Source organism: Alkalihalobacillus sp. AL-G (genome assembly GCF_030643805.1).
Taxonomy (GTDB): domain Bacteria; phylum Bacillota; class Bacilli; order Bacillales; family Fictibacillaceae; genus Pseudalkalibacillus.
The window spans coordinates 581,060-597,638 of the sequence record NZ_CP094656.1 but is presented as its reverse complement, the minus strand read 5'-3'; the positions used below and the strand labels follow the sequence as shown (position 1 = coordinate 597,638).

21 protein-coding genes and 1 riboswitch are annotated in these 16,579 nt (G+C 44.5%); of the genes, 3 read left to right on the top strand and 18 right to left on the bottom strand.

The window, feature by feature from the left end:
* Positions 1-9: 9 nt before the first annotated feature.
* Positions 10-564: a hypothetical protein gene (locus MOJ78_RS03005; RefSeq protein ID WP_304979758.1), complete on the bottom strand. Its 555-nt coding sequence runs from the start codon at positions 562-564 to the stop codon at positions 10-12.
* Positions 565-733: 169 nt separating this feature from the next.
* Between MOJ78_RS03005 and MOJ78_RS03000 the strand changes: the two genes are divergently transcribed.
* Both MOJ78_RS03000 and MOJ78_RS02995 read left to right on the top strand, forming a co-directional pair.
* The gene (locus MOJ78_RS03000; RefSeq protein WP_304979757.1) at positions 734-1,171 is read left to right on the top strand and encodes an SgcJ/EcaC family oxidoreductase; all 438 of its coding nucleotides are present in this window, start codon (positions 734-736) and stop codon (positions 1,169-1,171) included.
* 46 nt (positions 1,172-1,217) lie between these two features.
* The gene (locus MOJ78_RS02995; RefSeq protein WP_304979756.1) at positions 1,218-1,634 is read left to right on the top strand and encodes a DUF1284 domain-containing protein; all 417 of its coding nucleotides are present in this window, start codon (positions 1,218-1,220) and stop codon (positions 1,632-1,634) included.
* A gap of 83 nt (positions 1,635-1,717) precedes the next feature.
* Here the strand turns inward: MOJ78_RS02995 and thiE are convergent, their stop codons facing one another.
* From thiE to MOJ78_RS02910, 17 genes are all read right to left on the bottom strand, one after another.
* Positions 1,718-2,386, bottom strand: coding sequence for a thiamine phosphate synthase (gene thiE, locus MOJ78_RS02990; RefSeq protein WP_304979755.1), 669 nt, complete (start codon positions 2,384-2,386; stop codon positions 1,718-1,720).
* Positions 2,383-3,189: a bifunctional hydroxymethylpyrimidine kinase/phosphomethylpyrimidine kinase gene (thiD, locus tag MOJ78_RS02985; RefSeq protein WP_304979754.1), complete on the bottom strand. Its 807-nt coding sequence runs from the start codon at positions 3,187-3,189 to the stop codon at positions 2,383-2,385. Before thiD ends, thiE begins: the two co-directional genes overlap by 4 nt.
* A gap of 15 nt (positions 3,190-3,204) precedes the next feature.
* On the bottom strand, positions 3,205-4,221 hold the full coding sequence (locus MOJ78_RS02980; RefSeq protein ID WP_304979753.1) for a thiazole biosynthesis adenylyltransferase ThiF: 1,017 nt from the start codon (positions 4,219-4,221) through the stop codon (positions 3,205-3,207).
* Positions 4,221-4,988: a thiazole synthase gene (locus MOJ78_RS02975; protein WP_304979752.1), complete on the bottom strand. Its 768-nt coding sequence runs from the start codon at positions 4,986-4,988 to the stop codon at positions 4,221-4,223. Before MOJ78_RS02975 ends, MOJ78_RS02980 begins: the two co-directional genes overlap by 1 nt.
* A gap of 1 nt (position 4,989) precedes the next feature.
* The gene (gene thiS / locus MOJ78_RS02970; protein ID WP_304979751.1) at positions 4,990-5,193 is read right to left on the bottom strand and encodes a sulfur carrier protein ThiS; all 204 of its coding nucleotides are present in this window, start codon (positions 5,191-5,193) and stop codon (positions 4,990-4,992) included.
* The gene (gene thiO / locus MOJ78_RS02965; protein WP_304979750.1) at positions 5,190-6,326 is read right to left on the bottom strand and encodes a glycine oxidase ThiO; all 1,137 of its coding nucleotides are present in this window, start codon (positions 6,324-6,326) and stop codon (positions 5,190-5,192) included. The genes thiS and thiO overlap by 4 nt, the downstream gene beginning before the upstream one ends.
* A gap of 159 nt (positions 6,327-6,485) precedes the next feature.
* A complete protein-coding gene (gene tenI / locus MOJ78_RS02960) occupies positions 6,486-7,097 on the bottom strand; it encodes a thiazole tautomerase TenI (RefSeq protein WP_304979749.1) in 612 nt (203 codons plus the stop codon).
* A gap of 44 nt (positions 7,098-7,141) precedes the next feature.
* Complete coding sequence (locus MOJ78_RS02955; protein ID WP_304979748.1) at positions 7,142-7,939, bottom strand: energy-coupling factor transporter transmembrane component T family protein; 798 nt, start codon at positions 7,937-7,939, stop codon at positions 7,142-7,144.
* A gap of 12 nt (positions 7,940-7,951) precedes the next feature.
* The gene (locus MOJ78_RS02950; RefSeq protein ID WP_304979747.1) at positions 7,952-9,400 is read right to left on the bottom strand and encodes an ABC transporter ATP-binding protein; all 1,449 of its coding nucleotides are present in this window, start codon (positions 9,398-9,400) and stop codon (positions 7,952-7,954) included.
* A gap of 12 nt (positions 9,401-9,412) precedes the next feature.
* Positions 9,413-9,994, bottom strand: coding sequence for an ECF transporter S component (locus MOJ78_RS02945; RefSeq protein ID WP_304979746.1), 582 nt, complete (start codon positions 9,992-9,994; stop codon positions 9,413-9,415).
* Positions 9,995-10,013: 19 nt separating this feature from the next.
* Positions 10,014-10,709, bottom strand: a complete 696-nt coding sequence (gene tenA, locus MOJ78_RS02940) for a thiaminase II (protein WP_304979745.1) — start codon at positions 10,707-10,709, stop codon at positions 10,014-10,016.
* A 406-nt stretch (positions 10,710-11,115) separates the two neighbouring features.
* Positions 11,116-11,223, bottom strand: a riboswitch (TPP riboswitch).
* A gap of 175 nt (positions 11,224-11,398) precedes the next feature.
* Positions 11,399-12,031 (bottom strand): response regulator transcription factor, encoded by a 633-nt coding sequence (locus MOJ78_RS02935; protein ID WP_304979744.1) that lies wholly within the window; start codon positions 12,029-12,031, stop codon positions 11,399-11,401.
* Positions 12,024-13,073 carry a sensor histidine kinase gene (locus tag MOJ78_RS02930; RefSeq protein WP_304979743.1) on the bottom strand — a complete coding sequence of 350 codons (1,050 nt, stop codon included), beginning with the start codon at positions 13,071-13,073 and terminating at the stop codon, positions 12,024-12,026. Before MOJ78_RS02930 ends, MOJ78_RS02935 begins: the two co-directional genes overlap by 8 nt.
* Positions 13,070-13,804, bottom strand: a complete 735-nt coding sequence (gene liaF / locus MOJ78_RS02925; protein ID WP_304979742.1) for a cell wall-active antibiotics response protein LiaF — start codon at positions 13,802-13,804, stop codon at positions 13,070-13,072. The genes MOJ78_RS02930 and liaF overlap by 4 nt, the downstream gene beginning before the upstream one ends.
* 200 nt (positions 13,805-14,004) lie before the next feature.
* Entirely contained in the window at positions 14,005-14,658 is a 654-nt protein-coding gene (locus MOJ78_RS02920; protein WP_304979741.1) for a PspA/IM30 family protein, read from the bottom strand.
* 71 nt (positions 14,659-14,729) lie between these two features.
* Positions 14,730-15,077, bottom strand: a complete 348-nt coding sequence (locus tag MOJ78_RS02915) for a lmo0954 family membrane protein (RefSeq protein ID WP_304979740.1) — start codon at positions 15,075-15,077, stop codon at positions 14,730-14,732.
* Between the two features lie 207 nt (positions 15,078-15,284).
* Entirely contained in the window at positions 15,285-16,091 is an 807-nt protein-coding gene (locus MOJ78_RS02910; protein WP_304979739.1) for a metal-dependent hydrolase, read from the bottom strand.
* Between the two features lie 219 nt (positions 16,092-16,310).
* On the opposite strand from MOJ78_RS02910, the gene MOJ78_RS02905 reads away from it, so the two are divergent.
* Complete coding sequence (locus tag MOJ78_RS02905; RefSeq protein WP_304979738.1) at positions 16,311-16,514, top strand: YwbE family protein; 204 nt, start codon at positions 16,311-16,313, stop codon at positions 16,512-16,514.
* The last annotated feature ends 65 nt before the right edge of the window (positions 16,515-16,579 follow it).

The window sequence follows — 16,579 nt, the reverse complement described above, 5'->3', positions numbered from 1 at the left end:
TTGTATTATTTAAATAGATGTAATTCGGTGTACCATCGACCTACCGCTTGATTCTATGATGACAGCGAGCGTTTGTGGTTTTCCATGTAGCAATGTCTTTGCTTTATTAATTTTATCTGTTAAACGTCCACCAACAATCTTATCCCTCTTTAAGACGTTGTCTCCTTTACCAATGCCGCCATCTGAGAGAATCGAAATGACAAATCTGTCATATTCTTGATTTTCCTCACCAGTATTAAAGGATGCCCTTGAATATATCAGCTTCATAGTTTCGGTATCACCGAGTAAGTTTTCCATTCCAATACCAGCTATTTTTTCTTTCTTCACACCGTATTCATAGTATTCAATCCAGGTATCTATACGACTTGAGGATGTATTGTTCAAATCGAGATCAAACACAAATACATCATCCATCCCAACCCCATCTAAAAGACGTTTATCTTCCTTAGTTAATTGTGAAGGGCTTACAGTCTCAACAGATGAGGATTCATTTTCTACTGTCACCTCATAGGCAGTTATGAGTAATAGCAACATTAAGAAACTCGTATATAAGTATTTTTTCATAAAAATTTCTCCTATATAATTGGATTACACTTTTAATTGTAGCATTAGTTACCAACAAAATGGAAAGAACTCTTTGTACTTTGATAAAATGGTAATATTGAAAGGAAAGCTATTTAGCTGTGCCGAAAAAACGTACGAAAATACATAAAACTTGAGGGAGGAATAAACGATGGAAAATGAGGTTGTAACACTTTATGAGAATTTGATTGACGCTTGGAATGATCGAAATGCAGGTGGAATAGCTGAACAGTTTACAGATACGGGCGAGCTTATCGGTTTTGACGGAAGCCACGTAATCGGTCGCGATGAGATTTATTTACACCTTGACCCGATTTTTAAAGAACATGAAACACCACCCTTCATCACTAAAGTTAAAAGTGTTCGGCCAGTTGGTGAAAATGCAGTGATCTTAAGATCGATAGTTGGAATGATTCCTCCGGGAAAATCAGAAATCGATCCAGAATTCAATGCTCATCAAACACTTGTAGCTGTGAAAAGCGAAGGGAACTGGCGAATCGAACTTTTTCAAAATACCCCAGCTCAATTTCATGGACGTCCAGAGCTTGTGGAACAAATGACCGAGGAGTTACGGGTGGTAATTGATTGAAGCGAAGCCCGCATTTATACCAAATAAATTTAAATTAGGTGAAAATATGTATAAGCTACGAGGTCATCATCTTTTTTGCCTTCTAGGCTATCGGGGAATGGGTTATTCCAAACAATACGTGGAAAATATGACACGTATACATCAAACGTTGAGAGAAAACCCTAAGACGTGGATTCAGCTTGTAAATGGACCTGATCAGTTGTGTGATAAGTACCCGAACTCAGGTGAGTACCACTGCCAGGACAACACTATTTATGAAAGAGATGAAGCCATTTTAGAGAAATTGGGACTTGGAATTGGACAAATACTGAAATGGGAGGAGATTGAGTCGTGCATCCGAAAGCATGTCGTCTCCTCCGATATACAAAGTGTATGCGAAAATTGTTCCTGGCGTTCATATGGAGTTTGTGAAGAAGGTATCCAAGACATTCTTCAAGGGAAGGGCTTAAGGAAAGTAAAATAAGCCCTTGTACCGTTTATTCATTTTCCCCTTTTGGTATTAACTCAGAATACCATGTCTAAAATTACAGGAATATTTCAATGTCATTAGTAGGTTTTACATCTGAAACCCTCTAGTGTTCGAACTGTTTTTCGAAGTCGTTGGGTTGATGCTTTTGGATCATCGGCAAGGCTGATTGCGGAGATGACGGCAATTCCATCCGCTCCTGCCATAACCACTTCCGCAGCGTTCGATTCATTGATGCCACCGATCCCTACAATCGGAATGCTGATTCCCTCATGACGAATCGCTCGAATCACGTTAGGACCTTGAACAGCTCGAGTATCAGCTTTCGTTTTTGTTGGGTACATCGGGCCGACCCCAAGATAATCGGCTCCTGCATCAACCGCGCTTTTCGCTTCCTCCACGTCATGCGCAGAGACACCGAGAATCCGCTCAGCACCAATGATAGCCCGCACTTCAGAAACCGTAGTATCTTCTTGGCCGATATGAACACCATCCGCATTGATTTGGACCGCAAGCTCGACATCATCATTAATGATAAAAGGGACTTCGAAAGAGCGGCAAATGAACTGCAATTCTTTCGCAAGCTTTACCTTTTCCTCTCCTTGTAAACAGCCAGCACCTTTTTCACGGAACTGGAACATCGTCACTCCACCTTGAAGTGCTTCTTCTAGCACATGTCTAAGATCCTTTTTACAATTGACAGACCCCATTATAAAATAGATTTCTAAATGTCCTGGATTCAGCTTCATGTTCGAACACCTGCCTTCCGATACGCCCAGTGGTTCGTCGGTCCGTGACCTGACCCGATGCCGAGCTCATTCTCGATTGCAGCTGTAATGAACTCCTTTGCGGTTCCAATCGCAGCTTGTACCGAGTGTCCTTTCGCTACTTCCGCCGTTATAACAGCAGCAAACGTACATCCAGTTCCATGTGTATGCTTCGTCTCAAATCGGCGCCCTTTAAATGTGTGAAATTGGCTGCCATCGTAATGAAGGTCGACTGAAACTGCCTTATCCTCATTATGTCCGCCTTTTATGACAACATGTTCAGCACCCATCTGATAAAGCTTGATCGCTGCCTTTTTACGGTCTTCTTCCGATTGGATCACAACTCCGGTCAACACCTCTGCTTCTGGTATATTCGGCGTAACGACATACGCTGAGGGTAAGAGTTTTTCCTGGAGGGCTTTAACCGCTTCTTGTTGTAGAAGTGATGCCCCACCTTTCGCGATCATTACAGGATCGACAATCAGCCTTGTCCACTTATGTTTTTTTACATGGTTGGCAACCGTCTCAATGATTTCGGCGCTAAAAAGCATGCCAGTCTTGAGTGCATCTGGCTCCAAGTCATCCGCTATCGACTGAAGCTGCTCACTTACAAATTCTACTGGAACCGGATGAACACCCTGAACGCCAAGTGTGTTTTGTGCTGTAAGTGCGGTAATCACCGACATCCCATATACATCGAGCTCCTGGAATGTTTTCAAATCGGCCTGGATACCTGCACCGCCTCCACTATCAGAGCCTGCGATTGTTAATGCTTTATACGTCATTTTGTGCACCTCCCTTTAGCCAAGAAATCGGTGGTAAAGCGTTTTGGCTTCCGTAATGTCTTTTGTGCCGTGAACGAGCACACGTCCATCTTTAAAAATGACAAGGCGATGCTCTCCGGTTGTGAAGGACAATAAATACGGATTTTTTTCAAGCGTTCCATTTTGAGTCGAAAGCACTTTTTCTAATTCGTCCAAGTCTCTTGATTGTCGATCGGCAGGCCGGATCTGGACCGTATCCCGTCCACAAAGAACCGCTGTTTTCGTTTGATTTTCATACGATAAAAATGGATAGATCGGGTTCTTGCCGCAAGATGGGCAATCTTCCTTTCTCGCCTTCGTTATGTCGATTGCGGTATGCTGATTTGCCCATAGATCAAAGGAAATGAGCTTACGGCGGAGCGAACTCCAATCCTCAACTAAAATTTTCAAAGCCTCAGCCGATTGATAGGCGACGACCATTTGTACGGCCGGACTGATGATTCCCGCCGTGTCACACGTTGCTCCCCCAATCGGAACGGTTTCCAGCAAACAATTGAGACAAGGTGTTTCTCCAGGCACAATCGTATAACTGATCCCGTAACTCCCGACACATGCCCCGTAAATCCATGGAATGCTATACTTTTGTGCAATATCATTGATCAACAACCTTGTATCAAAGTTATCGGTCGCATCGATAATTAGGTCGACATTGTCTATAAGCCGCTCAAGTTCCTGTGGAGTAGCATCGAGAACGTGATCTCTGATTTCAACATTTGAATTGATTTGAGCTAAACGTTCTCTCGCTGCCACTGCTTTCGGAATTCGATTTCCGGCGTCTTCCTCACTGTAAAGCTGCTGGCGTTGAAGATTGCTCCACTCGACATAATCCCTGTCAACGATCGTCAGTTGTCCGATACCAGCGCGGACGAGTGCTTCTGCATTGCCTGTTCCGAGGGCTCCTGCTCCAATCATGAGTACATGCTTTTCCCAGAGTTTTTGCTGTCCGGTTTTACCTATCGGAGCAAATAGCGTTTGTCTTGAATAGCGGTCCATTAACCGATGCTCAAGCCTTCCGCTGGACTACTTGCGGTCGCATAGCGCTTTTTCGGAATTCGACCTGCCTCAAACCCGAGTCTCCCTGCTTCAATCGCCAGTTTCATTGCTTCAGCCATCTTCACTGGATCTTCAGCCGCTGAAACTGCTGTGTTTAGTAAAACACCATCTGCCCCAAGCTCCATCGCAATCGCTGCGTCTGCAGGTGAACCGATCCCAGCATCGACAATGACAGGTACATTCGCCTGTTCGATAATAAAACTCAAGTTCAACGGATTGATGATTCCTTGTCCAGAACCAATCGGAGAGGCACCTGGCATAACCGCATGTGCACCAAGCTCTTCTAATCTTCTAGCGAGCAAAACATCATCAGACGTATACGGAAGAACTATGAATCCTTCTTTTAAAAGCTCTTCTGTCGCTTTTAAGGTTTCGATCGGATCCGGTAGCAACGTCTTTTGACAGCCGATCACTTCAACTTTTACCATGTCACAAAGTCCAGATGCTTTTGCGAGCTTTGCGAATCGAACCGCTTCCTCTGCTGTTTTAGCTCCGGCAGTATTCGGTAAAAGAGTATATTTTTCAAGATCAAGTTTCTCTAAAAAGTTGGGTTGACTTGGTTCGAATATGTTCATTCGCCGCACTGTAAACGTTAAAATGTCAGTATCTGATACTTCGACCGCCTTCTTTTGCGTATCAAAATCCGGGTATTTTCCTGTACCGAGTAAAAGTCTTGAGTTAAATTCAAAGCTACCGATTTTCAACATATCAACCGCCTCCTACAAATTGTACAATCTCAAGTTTGTCCCCATCCGCCACCTTAGCTTCCGGATGGGTTTGTTTATCTAAAATGTTTTCATTCAGCTCAACCATGACGACTCGATTGTTCAGTTCAAAATACTCGACAAGCTCAGACACCGTCGCAACCGTATCAGGTACTTCAACCGTGTCACCGTTAATGCGTAGCCTCATTGTTTTTCAACTCCTATCACGTTACGTTCGAGACGAAATGCCGTAGCCCAATCTTTGTTCATCCCGATACCCTCGACCAGATCAGCCATCAACTTTCCTGTGATTGGTGCCAGTAAAATTCCGTTCCGATAATGGCCGGTCGCAATGAACAACCCGTTGATTTCCGGGTGCACTCCCAAGTAAGGAAGGCCATCCTTTGTTTGTGGGCGTATGCCTGCCCACGCGTCATCCCACTCTGCTTGATTCAGAGCTGGGATCAGCTCGGTTGCACGTCCCATCATGGCTGCGATACTTTCGAGTGAAACCTTTTGATCGAAAGAATGGGCTTTTTCGGTTGCGCCAATGATCAGCCGGCCTCCCGATTTCGGAACGATATAGCAACCCTTTGAAAAAATCGTCGCGTTTACGATCGGCTTTTCGGTTTTGACTGAAAAGCATTCCCCTTTTACAGGATAGGTGTCAAGTTCATGCCCTGCATCTTTTAAAAGTCGACGACTCCAAGCACCACCTGCTACAATTACTCGATCCGCGTGATAGGCTTCCTGTGTAGTTGTGATGACTCCTGTAATGCCGTTACCGTCTGTTACAAACTCTGACACCTCGGTAAATTCCTTAATTTCCGCACCAGATGTCATGGCAGCAGCTGATAAAGCTTTTGTTAGATTGGGAGCTGATACATTCCCATCGTTTGGAATGGACATCGCACCGTAAAGTTTTTTTTCAAGAAGTGGTTCTCGTTGTTGTAATTCATACGGGTCGATCCATGACGCTTCTTCCCCGAGTTTTTGTTGCAATGCTATGAACCTTTGAAACTCCGATGCCTCCTCCTCTGAGCGTGCCACTTTCAACATACCGTTCTGGTAAAGTTCGATGTCGATGCCAGTTAAATCTTTCAATTCAAGAGCCAAATCAGGAAACATGCCTCTGCTCTCTCTTGCCAGACGGAACAATGGACTGTCGTTCTCCAGCTCAGTTTGTGCCCCTAACATTCCCGCAGCCGCACTTGAGGATTGACTGGCGATCCTTCCTTTTTCAAGGACGAGAACGGATCGACCCTGTTTCACAAGGTTAAAAGCGATCGAACTTCCAATCACACCTGCGCCAATGATTATCACGTCAAAGTGGTTTCGCATTCAGCACCTCCTAAGTGTGTTAGTACATTCTATCTAATGTTTCTTTCCCTATTTGTGCATTTCTTGAAGTTTGCCAGCACGAAAGAGGACTATTGTTCTTTTAATCGGTTGGATTTGCATTAGCAAATCCACTATCAGGTTACGGGACGAGCTGGAGATTCATTGAGGGGAATCCCGACCTTTCACCCTAGAATAATAGTCGTACGCTGCCTTCAATGGATCACTTGCTTCAAAGATTCCCGACATGACCGCGATTCCGCTTGCCCCGGCATCGAGTACTTGTTCTACATTGTCAGGATGGATACCGCCGATTGCAATGACTGGTAGTTTGCTAGCTTGTGCGATTGTTTGTAAATTCGTTAAGCCGCGTGGAGCAAGTCCAGGCTTTGATTCCGTCGTAAAAATGTGACCAAAGATGAGATAATCGGCTCCATCCTGCTCGGCCTTTTCCAATTCACCAGGTGAATGGATCGAACAACCGATAGCCAGGCCAGGGAACGTACGCCGAACTGTCCCCACATCGATACTATGGTGTGCAAGCTGTACTCCTCTCGTCCCGGTGGCGAACGCAACATCGACCCGGTCATTGACGATGATTTTTTGGAGTGGAACCTGTCTGGACATTAATTTTTCGATAATGGCGATGATTTCCTTTGCCGTCCGCTGCTTTTCACGAATATGAATCGCATCGATATAGGGATGGATACCTGAAGCAATTTCCACAAATTCTTCAACCGACTGCTTACCTGTGGATATAGCATGCAACTCCATCACAGCACCTCTCTCTCATTCGACAAGTGACAGGCACTTGTCGATTAATGGCGGACGTCCCATGTTGGAAAGATTGGGGCGAGTTCGGCCAACATGAATGATGCGGTGATCAATGCGGCGAGACTTACAATAAACAGCACATCAAACAGCGAGAACCCTATTTTGTAGTAATACGTCCGCTCCTTCACTTCTGAAAAACGCTTCGCTTCCATCGAAACTGCGATCCGATGTGCCCGCCTGATGCTTTGGGACAAGAGCGGAATCGAATACGACTTCAGCTTAAAATAAAAGCTCCGAATTCCTTTTTGTTGTTGAACGCCACGTACAATCATCGCATTGCGAATCGTCTGGAACTCTTCAAACATGATTGGAATCAACCGAAATCCAGCCATAAAGCTATAAGCATATTTTGGACTCAACTTCATTTGCTGCATGAGCGAATAGAACAGAAAAACCGGCCGAGTGGTCAAAGCAAACATCAATCCGAGTGCCGCATAAACAAGTGCCCGGAACCCGATATGAATTCCGCGATAAAAGCTCTCTTCGGTAATATGGATCAGACCCCATTTGAACCACGTCGTCTCCCCTTTTCCAAATAGGATCATCGATGACGCTGTTGACACGAAAACAACGATGAACGGAATCGATAACAATGCAAGACGTTTAGGCGGATGTCCTGAAAACAGGACAAGTAACAGCAAAGCTGCAACGGTGATATAAAGGATCAAGTTCAGCTGATGGACGAGCAGTACACCGATAAACAAGAGTACCATGACAAAAAGCTTCAAGCTCGGGTTGATCCGGTATAGCCACGTCTTTTTATGTGTAAAATCAAGGTTCATTCTATGCCACCCCTAAGCGTTGACCAATTCTTTTTCTACGTTGAACGAGTCGTTCATCAGCTGACCGCTCTCAATCTTCCAAACACGGGTGGCAAAATGCCGGGCAATCATTTCATCATGGGTCACCATCAAAATCGTCGTCCCCTTTTCACGATATCCCTCAAGCAACTCCAGTAACGCGAACGTGTTCTTAGAGTCCTGCCCGAACGTCGGTTCATCTAGCAAGAGCACCGGCTGACTTTTTATAATGGATGCGGCAACACTTAGCCTCCGTTTTTGTCCGATTGACAGCTGGTAAGGATGATGTTTACGGAGCCTACTCAATCCAAAACAATCAAGGCGTTCGTTGACCTCCTCGGTGATCATCTTTTCATCCATCTTGTCGAGCCTAAGCGCATAGGCGACCTCATCATAGACGGAATTGGTCACAAACTGGAACTCCGGATTTTGAAACACGTACGTAAGATGTTCCGTTACTTGAGCTGCTTTTTTCACCGAATTCCCGAAAAGCGTATAAGATCCTTTCGTCTTTAAAAACTGCATGAGCGAAAGCAGCAGCGTAGATTTTCCTGCTCCATTCGTACCTGTTATCGCAATCCATTCACCTGAAGCAATACTTGCGGCTGGAACGGTAATCGCCGATGATTTTTTCCGTAACCCTTTAAAATCGTTCAGTTCAATTATTTGTTCTGCCTTCCGTTCATAAACCGCCCGTCTGGGATTTGAATGCAAGTAATCCACCCAAACACCGGGATACCAGACACCTAGTTCCTTTAACGTTTTTTTATAATGTGAAAGAATGTAATCTTTTTTCCCGTCAGCAATAATCTCACCTTCCGTATTGAATAAAACTATACGGTCGACCATGTCGAGAACGTGATCCAGCTTGTGTTCCACGATAATCAGAGTTTTGTCCTCGCCCACCTTTTTCACCGTATCCCAAATCGCTGTTGTGCCTTGTGGATCCAGCATCGCCGTCGGTTCATCCAAAAACAGGACATCCGGGTCAAGGGCAAGCACCGATGCAATCGCCAGGCGTTGCTTCATCCCTCCTGATAGGGTTTGAATGCTCGTATGGATGTCTTCAAATTCTAAGCCAACTTCTGCTAAAAGAGTACGAATTCGCTCGGGCATCTTTTCTCGTGGAATACGTAAATTTTCGAGCACAAAGGCGATTTCCTCATCGACATACGGCATGCAAAATTGTGTGTCCGGATCCTGAAATACATAGCCCCACGAATCGGGCAGCATAATCTCCTCTGCTTTTACCGGCACCTCGATTGAATTTGGAATCAGTCCAGATAGAACCTGAAGAAACGTCGACTTCCCACAACCGGAAGGTCCTAACAGCAGCACCTTCTCACCTTTTTTAAAGGAAATCGATAAATCCTTGAATCTTAATTCTTGATCGCCAGGATACGTCAGCCTCAAGTTTTTCACACTGGCCGCAAATTTCGTCATTGGATCACCTCACTACTGATCAAGCGCATCATAATCCTGTTTTGTTGTCGGTCGGACCAAGCTTGTTACACCTGTCGCCTCAAGCGCTTTAACTAGATAATATGCACCGACCCCGGCGATTAAGATCGATCCGATAAAACGGAATCCGACCAACAAGCTGAGATTCCAAAGCGCCAAGTCACCAATATATCCGTTGTAATAATCCATAATGAGTGAGCCGATCGCTGAACCAATTGCAGCGAGGGATACAATCATGATATCGAAACGCTTATATCGGAACGCCATGAAGATGAATTCTGCAAAAAGTCCCTGTACGACCCCGGACATGAGTACTTGAAGCCCCCATTCCGATCCCATTAAAAACTCCCCTGAAGCTGCAGCGAATTCGGCGAGAAATGCCACACCCGGTTTTCGGATGATAAGAAAGGCTACAGTTGCGGCGATGAACCACATGCCGTAAATGAGCTGATCAAGCTGAAGTCCGAACGGTTTTACAAAAGCATAAAGCGGCCCCCAAAGCTTGTAGATGATTCCAAATACGATTGCAATAACAATGGTAACTAATACGTCGGTTAATTTCAGTCCTTTTGACATGAATGATTGCTCCTTTCGTTTAAGCCTTCTCGGGAGTCAGCGCTGGATTCAGGCTGAATGGCCAAGCCTCAAGCGTATAGGCCATTTCCCAAAATTCCAGTTCATACTGACTACTGATGATGAAGTGCTCTTTCATTCGTTCACGATCTTCTTCTGTTACTGTATCTGCGATTTTATCCAGGCGTTTAATCTGTTCTTCAACTAACTCGCGGAACCACTCCCCTCCATATGCAGCAATCCACTCTTGGTAGATCGGCTCTTTTGGAGATGCATTTTTCAAGCGTTCGCCGATTTCGTAGTAAAGCCAATAACACGGTAAAATCGCTGCAATAATGTCACCAAGGTGTCCGAGATTTGCTGCCCGGTACATGTGAGATGTGTAGGCGTAAGCGGTTGGTGCTGGTTTAAAGTTTGTCCGTTCTTCCGCTGTTATTCCGAGTCGTTTTGAAAAATTCTCGTGCAGTGAAAGCTCTGCTTCGTATGTTCCAAGGGAATGTGCAGCCATCCGCGATGTTGTTTGTAGGTCCGCAGCCTTCACCGCACCGTACGCTTGAATTTTTGCAAAATGAGATAAGTAATAAGCATCCTGAAGCACGTAATAACGGAAGTTTTCTGGTGGCAGTGTCCCGTCCGCAATTCCTTTTACGAATGGATGTTGAAAGCTTGCCTCCCAAATCTGATCCGCTTCTTTCCTAAGTTCCTGTGAAAACAACATCTGATCATCTCCTTTTTTTAGTACGATCCACTTTCGACAGGTCAGTTTGTTTCGGTGGAGTCATTCCGGGTAGTCGGGTTCGTGCAGTTTTTCCTGATTAGACATGTATTTCCGAAGTTAGACATGTATTTCTGGAGTTAGACATGTATTTCCGTAGTTAGACATGTATTTGGATAATTTCATCTAGAAAAATACTACCTAAATCCAAAAATAGGACCAACCGGGTAAATTAGCACCGCTTTATGCACTTGAAGACCCGTAAATATCCAGTACTGATCGATTTACAACCGTAAATCTTCCGATTAGAAAAAAACTTCCCGCCAACATGAAAAAAACCACTTCCCTCGTCTCGCAAGGAAAGTGGTTGTGGTTTTATAGGCATCTTCACCAAGTATGTAAGTAAGCCTGATAACTTCCGCCACTTCCCTACGCTGGTATGAGCCAGTTCAGGTTCTAAGGGTCTTAAAGTCGTACTTTAATCTCAGCCTTTTTGAAGGCCCCCCTAGTGGAATCGTTCTATTTAATTTTGATTTCGAAGCTATCGTATCATGTTTTTCCAATATGTCAATCGAATTTTTCCCAGACGTGCTAGAATAAAGTGGTTTTACCCGCCATCGGTCAGGTTTGTTTAAGTGTAAATAAGTTTTTTATTTTGGTTGCTTTTCACCGTGAAAAATTTCCTTCAAGCTTTATTTCACGAGCGCATTTTTAAATGCATAGATGACGGCTTGCGTTCGGTCCTGAACGTCCAACTTGTCTAAAATATTGCTGACATGCGTCTTCACTGTTTTCAATGCAATGATCAGTTCATCGGCAATTTCCTGATTTGTCTTGCCCTCTGTCATCAGCATGAGGATTTCTAGCTCGCGGCTTGTCAGCTCCTCGTGTGCGGGGCGCTTATTCCCTCTACGCATTTTCGTCATCATTTTCCCTGTCACTTCAGGCTCGAGCACAGTTTGACCTTCGAAAGTCGCCCTCACCGCTTCGGCAATCTCACTCGCTTTCGACGTCTTTAGCATATAGCTCGTTGCCCCGCTCTCCAGCGCAGGATACACCTTTTCGTCATCGAGAAAGCTTGTCACAATGATAATCTTTGCTTCCGGCCACTCAGAGGTAATTCGCTTCGTTGCTTCGATGCCGTCCATTTCCTTCATCACCAGATCCATTAAAATAACATCCGGTCGCAGCTCTAAAGCCATCTCCACCGCTTCACCACCATCACTTGCCTCTCCGACAACCTCGATATCCGGCTGGTTGGTAAGATACGATGAGACACCGATCCGCACCATTTCATGATCATCCGCAAATAACACTTTAATCATTATCAACTTCCTCCTCTCGAATCATTGGAATCGTCACTTCTAACCTCGTCCCTTTATTTGGAACGCTGACGATTTTCATCGTTCCGCCTAGTTCGACGGCTCGTTCGTGCATGTTTTGCAACCCGTAAGAGCCGGTCTTTGCCGTTTCTACGTTAAAACCGACCCCGTCATCCTCAACCCGCAGTCGCACGATGTCTTCTCGTTGGATACATAGAACGTTCAATGAATGTGCTTTCGCATGTCGTAATGTATTCGATACGGACTCCTGTAAAATCCGGAACAGATGGTCTTCGATCCCTTTTTCAAGCGTCAGTTCCTCGACCTTCCACTCGATTTCAATCGGAACCTTTTGCACCAATTCACGTAAAAGCTCCTCGATCCCTTCCTTCAAGGACTTCCCTTTTAAAGCAACAGGACGGAGGTGAAGCAGCAATGCGCGCATTTCAAGCTGGGATTGGTGGATCATTTCCTCAACTAGTTGAAGCTGCTTTCGTTTAGTTTCACCTTCATCGTTCGATTCGTTGACCGCAGACATGAGCATCGACGCAGCGAACAGCTGCTGACTGACCGAATCGTGGAGTTCCCGGGCAAGCCTATTGCGTTCTTCTGAAACCATCTTTTGAATCTGCTTTTCCTGATCCTCTGCTTTTTCGTTGGCTAGCTTTTGCGAGAGCTTCGTTTGCTCTGCGATATGATGCTGTACTTTTTCTATATGAGTCCAGATCTGTTCGAGCTCGTGGGTTTTCATCACTCCATTTTCCGCAGGACTGAGAGTTCGCCCTCGTTGAAGTTGAGTAAGCCCAGCTTCAAGAAAATCGAAGTTTTTCCGCCAATAAAAGCCTGAAGCTACCCCAAAAGCGAGCCCTGCCGAAACACACAATGCCGGGACGACGAGCACAAACGGAAGATCGAATACGTTCCGTTCCCATAGCTGCGACCATTCAACTAATGGATAAGCGTAAAAAAAGACAGCCGAGAACAGGAGCAAAACTGAAAATGAAACGGCGATCCCAAGCATGACTTGTCGCTGAACGATGCTCATATCCGCTTCACCCCAATGTCCCCGATCATCATGGAGGTGAAGATTTTCACTTTATGCGATGCCCCGTCGTACCCTTCAGTTTTGTACAAAAGACTCTGGTTCCAGAGCCTATCTTCGACCCGATCGAATATTTCACTTGATCCGGCAAAAACGGAATGACTGATGCTAACCTCAACCTCATATGGAACGAGCACCTTTATATTTCCGATAAAACCTCGAGCGAAAATGACCGATTCGCCTTTCGGTAAAACGGTATTGCTCAAGTCGATCACCGTGTCGCTGATTCCACACTGGATATTGACATCATCCCATTCATAAGCAGCATCTGGAGTTGCTTGCCTTCCGAAAATTACATTTTGCAGAAGTGGTTTTCGGCGGTAAATCATTTTCTCGGTAACATCTATATTCTTTTCCGTAAAATCCGGTTTCACATGCGATGGCTGCTGTTTCGATTGTGCAAATCTGACAATGACGTAGATCAACACCGCAAACAATAGAAATCGGAACGCAACCGTATTTAAAATCGTGAAAATAAAGCCAATCGTCCCGAACCAGAAAAGCACTTTTCCAGTTGTACGGTGGTAGCGTTTTCGACCGAAATAAATACACCCGATCGTTATGATAAATAAAAAGATGGGGCCCCCGCCGTTGAACGATATCTCCAATAACAAAAGGAGCACACCGATAACAAAAAACCAGCTGATGACATCTGTTCGTGATTTGTTGAACATGAAGGACCCTCCTCTCTGTTTTTTTATAATGTATTTTTAAAAATCCGGAGGCTCACACGATGTAAGTCAGTTCGACGTTTTCACAGGATGTAAAGTAGTTAGTCGAACTCCATTAAATGGCTATCGAATTTTAAACAAGAAAATTCATTCATGTGGAAAAGGCGCAGAGAACTACGCCTTTCTATCATACCAAAACTTCCCTATGCAGTTGTAGTAGATTTTTCCTTTTCATTCTTCAACTGTTTCTCAAGCTCGGCAATTCGCGCATCGATCGTATGACGGTGGTACCCTGTGTTTACTTGATGCTCCAGACGATCCAAGTAATTTTCCATCTCCTCAAAACGGGAGAACGGCTTGTCGGAATGTTTTGTTGAGTCAAGCACGTTATTCATTTTGTGATGGGCACGTGTCATGTTTTCTCTTCCCATCAGCTCCATCCGCTTAATGTGCATGTCCTTGATCTTATGCTTCATTTCCTCATACTTTTGCTCAAGCTCACCGAGATGCTGGATCGCCTGATCGCGGGATTCCTTCAGACGGGCAGTCCGTTCCTCATATTGGACCTGCTCTTGAAGTGCAAATTGATGAAGCTCTGTTTCTCCAGCTTCGGATGCAACCTCTGCCTGACGCTTCCGTTTTGCAGCAAGCTCATACGCTTGATTGTACTCGCGGGTAAACTCTTCCTTCAGCAAATATTGTCGTTCAACAAGCTTTCGAACCTTTTCAACCTCTCGCTCACACTCGCGTAAATATTGGTTCAGCAATGCGATCGGGTTCTTTTGTTCCTTGGAATCTAGCATTTCGTGAAAATCCGCTTCAAGCGTGTTTTTTAAACGTTTGAATACATTTGCCATTAGTAATTCTCTCCTTTTATTAAAAATGATTGGTTTGGTTGTGCATAGTGAGTGAAGTTGTTCGTGCTGAATTAGCTGCGCTTTAGCTCTGACCACTGGCGTTCAAAATTCGTGAATGGATCGTTGACTTCTTCTTTTACCACTTCATCTTCCTTGTTCCAATTCTTATAAACGACGTAAAGAATATACAACGCCGCTATGCCTAGAACAGCTGGAACGTTCGAAGCGGTAACAGCCAGCGCGATCAACCCTACTATCGCCCAGCCAACTTTCGCTCCGGTAGAATCCGTCTTCGTAAATTGTTTGACGGAGTAATACAGGATAACGAGGCTGATTGCGAGTCCGATCATTGGACCGAGATTTGCTAGCAGCACGATGGCAGCAATTCCACCGAGAACGAGTAATCCAAATTTTTTCATTGTTATGTCCCTCCTTTTTCCTTATGTCTCTATCCTATCTGGAAAACCATATTCCCATAAGGAGCCTCCGCTTTAACTTTTTCTAAGACTTGAGACGTAGTAGTTCATAAGGCCTGTACGAAAATAGGATTGCACCAAAAGTCAAAGGACCAAAACGGTGGTTTCGCCGCTTTGGTCCGATTACCTTCTTACCTATTCTTCAGTGGTCTATAATTTGTAAACAGGGACTTTTCCTCTCTTAAACGTTACTTCCTCCCCATATCCCATCACAACGACTTTTGTATGTTTTTCATCCGCTAATTCCTCTTCCAATTCTTTATCCTTATCCATCATCGTCTCTATAATAGGAAATGTACCCAAAAGTGCTTCCAATGCCTCAGGTGAAGCTGCCGTTTCCTTCGTCGGGAACGTATGACTCGGAATTACATAGTCTACATCAAGTAAATGCTCTACCGCATATGCTGCTTCTTTCGGACCCATTGTAAATTGTCCTGACGAACTTAATATTGCAACTGTCGGTTCGTATACCTCTTGAATTAATTTCATATCCATCATAAGTGTCGTATCACCAGAATGGTACAGCGTATGGTCATCTGTAAAATCAAATACAAAACCCGCTGATTCGCCTGCATAAATCGGAGTCCCTTCCGTTTCCCCATAACTGGACGTATGCCTCGCCTGCACCATCGTTGCCTTTACATCGGCTAGCTGAAACGAACCTCCTAAGTTCAATGGGTACACGTTTTGAAGTCCCTTTTGCATGAGAATCATCGCAAGGTCGTACTGTGCGATAACCAGACAGTCCGGTTGAGCATCTTTTAGTTTTTGTAATCCACTTGTATGGTCAAAATGTCCATGCGTCAAAAAGACCGCATCAATTCTTCTCATAAAAGATTCTGTTTGAAATTCCGCAGGACATCCAGGATTCATATCGAAAAATGGATCGATCAAATACCGCTTTCCCTCTTTGCTTGTGAGCAAGTACATCGCATGACCTAACCGTAAAATATTCATGTAATCCCCCTTTTAGTTTTGACACCTCATCCCTGATTTTATTGCACAATCCATCGACTTATGAATCTTTTTCACTAGTAAAAAATCAATTGGAAGAAAAATACTTTTCAACGACAAAAAGTTATCTCTAATTCTTCCTTAATTTTGTGAAGGGTAAAGTGTATACTAGTTACGTGCATAAATAATGGAACGTCGTATCGAAAGGAAGTATGGCCCCAAATGAACGGACAAAATCGAAAAGACATTACACCAGGGATTGAAGTGAACATCGTCTTAAAAAAAGATCAACGGACTGGAGCGAAAACGCGAGGCACCGTAAAGAATATTCTAACGAATTCAAAGTTCCATCCACACGGTATCAAAGTACGCCTAGAGGATGGACAGGTCGGACGTGTCCAGGATATCCTTTCCAACAATGAATAACGAAAACATAAGAAAAAGCTGTCCGATAGAACTACTGGACAGCTTTCATTGTCTTCACTTACTTT

Bases quoted from the DNA above. Each gene is read 5' to 3' on its own strand.
- MOJ78_RS02935 (WP_304979744.1), bottom strand. From the start codon at position 12,031: ATGATTAAAGTGTTATTTGCGGATGATCATGAAATGGTGCGGATCGGT.
- MOJ78_RS02995 (WP_304979756.1), top strand. From the start codon at position 1,218: ATGTATAAGCTACGAGGTCATCATCTTTTTTGCCTTCTAGGCTATCGG.
- MOJ78_RS02930 (WP_304979743.1), bottom strand. From the start codon at position 13,073: ATGAGCATCGTTCAGCGACAAGTCATGCTTGGGATCGCCGTTTCATTT.
- tenA (WP_304979745.1), bottom strand. From the start codon at position 10,709: ATGTTGTTTTCACAGGAACTTAGGAAAGAAGCGGATCAGATTTGGGAG.
- MOJ78_RS02980 (WP_304979753.1), bottom strand. From the start codon at position 4,221: ATGGACCGCTATTCAAGACAAACGCTATTTGCTCCGATAGGTAAAACC.
- MOJ78_RS02910 (WP_304979739.1), bottom strand. From the start codon at position 16,091: ATGAATATTTTACGGTTAGGTCATGCGATGTACTTGCTCACAAGCAAA.
- MOJ78_RS02905 (WP_304979738.1), top strand. From the start codon at position 16,311: ATGAACGGACAAAATCGAAAAGACATTACACCAGGGATTGAAGTGAAC.
- MOJ78_RS02920 (WP_304979741.1), bottom strand. From the start codon at position 14,658: ATGGCAAATGTATTCAAACGTTTAAAAAACACGCTTGAAGCGGATTTT.
- MOJ78_RS03000 (WP_304979757.1), top strand. From the start codon at position 734: ATGGAAAATGAGGTTGTAACACTTTATGAGAATTTGATTGACGCTTGG.
- liaF (WP_304979742.1), bottom strand. From the start codon at position 13,804: ATGTTCAACAAATCACGAACAGATGTCATCAGCTGGTTTTTTGTTATC.
- thiO (WP_304979750.1), bottom strand. From the start codon at position 6,326: ATGCGAAACCACTTTGACGTGATAATCATTGGCGCAGGTGTGATTGGA.
- tenI (WP_304979749.1), bottom strand. From the start codon at position 7,097: ATGGAGTTGCATGCTATATCCACAGGTAAGCAGTCGGTTGAAGAATTT.
- thiS (WP_304979751.1), bottom strand. From the start codon at position 5,193: ATGAGGCTACGCATTAACGGTGACACGGTTGAAGTACCTGATACGGTT.
- MOJ78_RS02945 (WP_304979746.1), bottom strand. From the start codon at position 9,994: ATGTCAAAAGGACTGAAATTAACCGACGTATTAGTTACCATTGTTATT.
- MOJ78_RS02955 (WP_304979748.1), bottom strand. From the start codon at position 7,939: ATGAACCTTGATTTTACACATAAAAAGACGTGGCTATACCGGATCAAC.
- MOJ78_RS02975 (WP_304979752.1), bottom strand. From the start codon at position 4,988: ATGTTGAAAATCGGTAGCTTTGAATTTAACTCAAGACTTTTACTCGGT.
- MOJ78_RS02915 (WP_304979740.1), bottom strand. From the start codon at position 15,077: ATGAAAAAATTTGGATTACTCGTTCTCGGTGGAATTGCTGCCATCGTG.
- thiD (WP_304979754.1), bottom strand. From the start codon at position 3,189: ATGACGTATAAAGCATTAACAATCGCAGGCTCTGATAGTGGAGGCGGT.
- thiE (WP_304979755.1), bottom strand. From the start codon at position 2,386: ATGAAGCTGAATCCAGGACATTTAGAAATCTATTTTATAATGGGGTCT.
- MOJ78_RS03005 (WP_304979758.1), bottom strand. From the start codon at position 564: ATGAAAAAATACTTATATACGAGTTTCTTAATGTTGCTATTACTCATA.
- MOJ78_RS02950 (WP_304979747.1), bottom strand. From the start codon at position 9,400: ATGACGAAATTTGCGGCCAGTGTGAAAAACTTGAGGCTGACGTATCCT.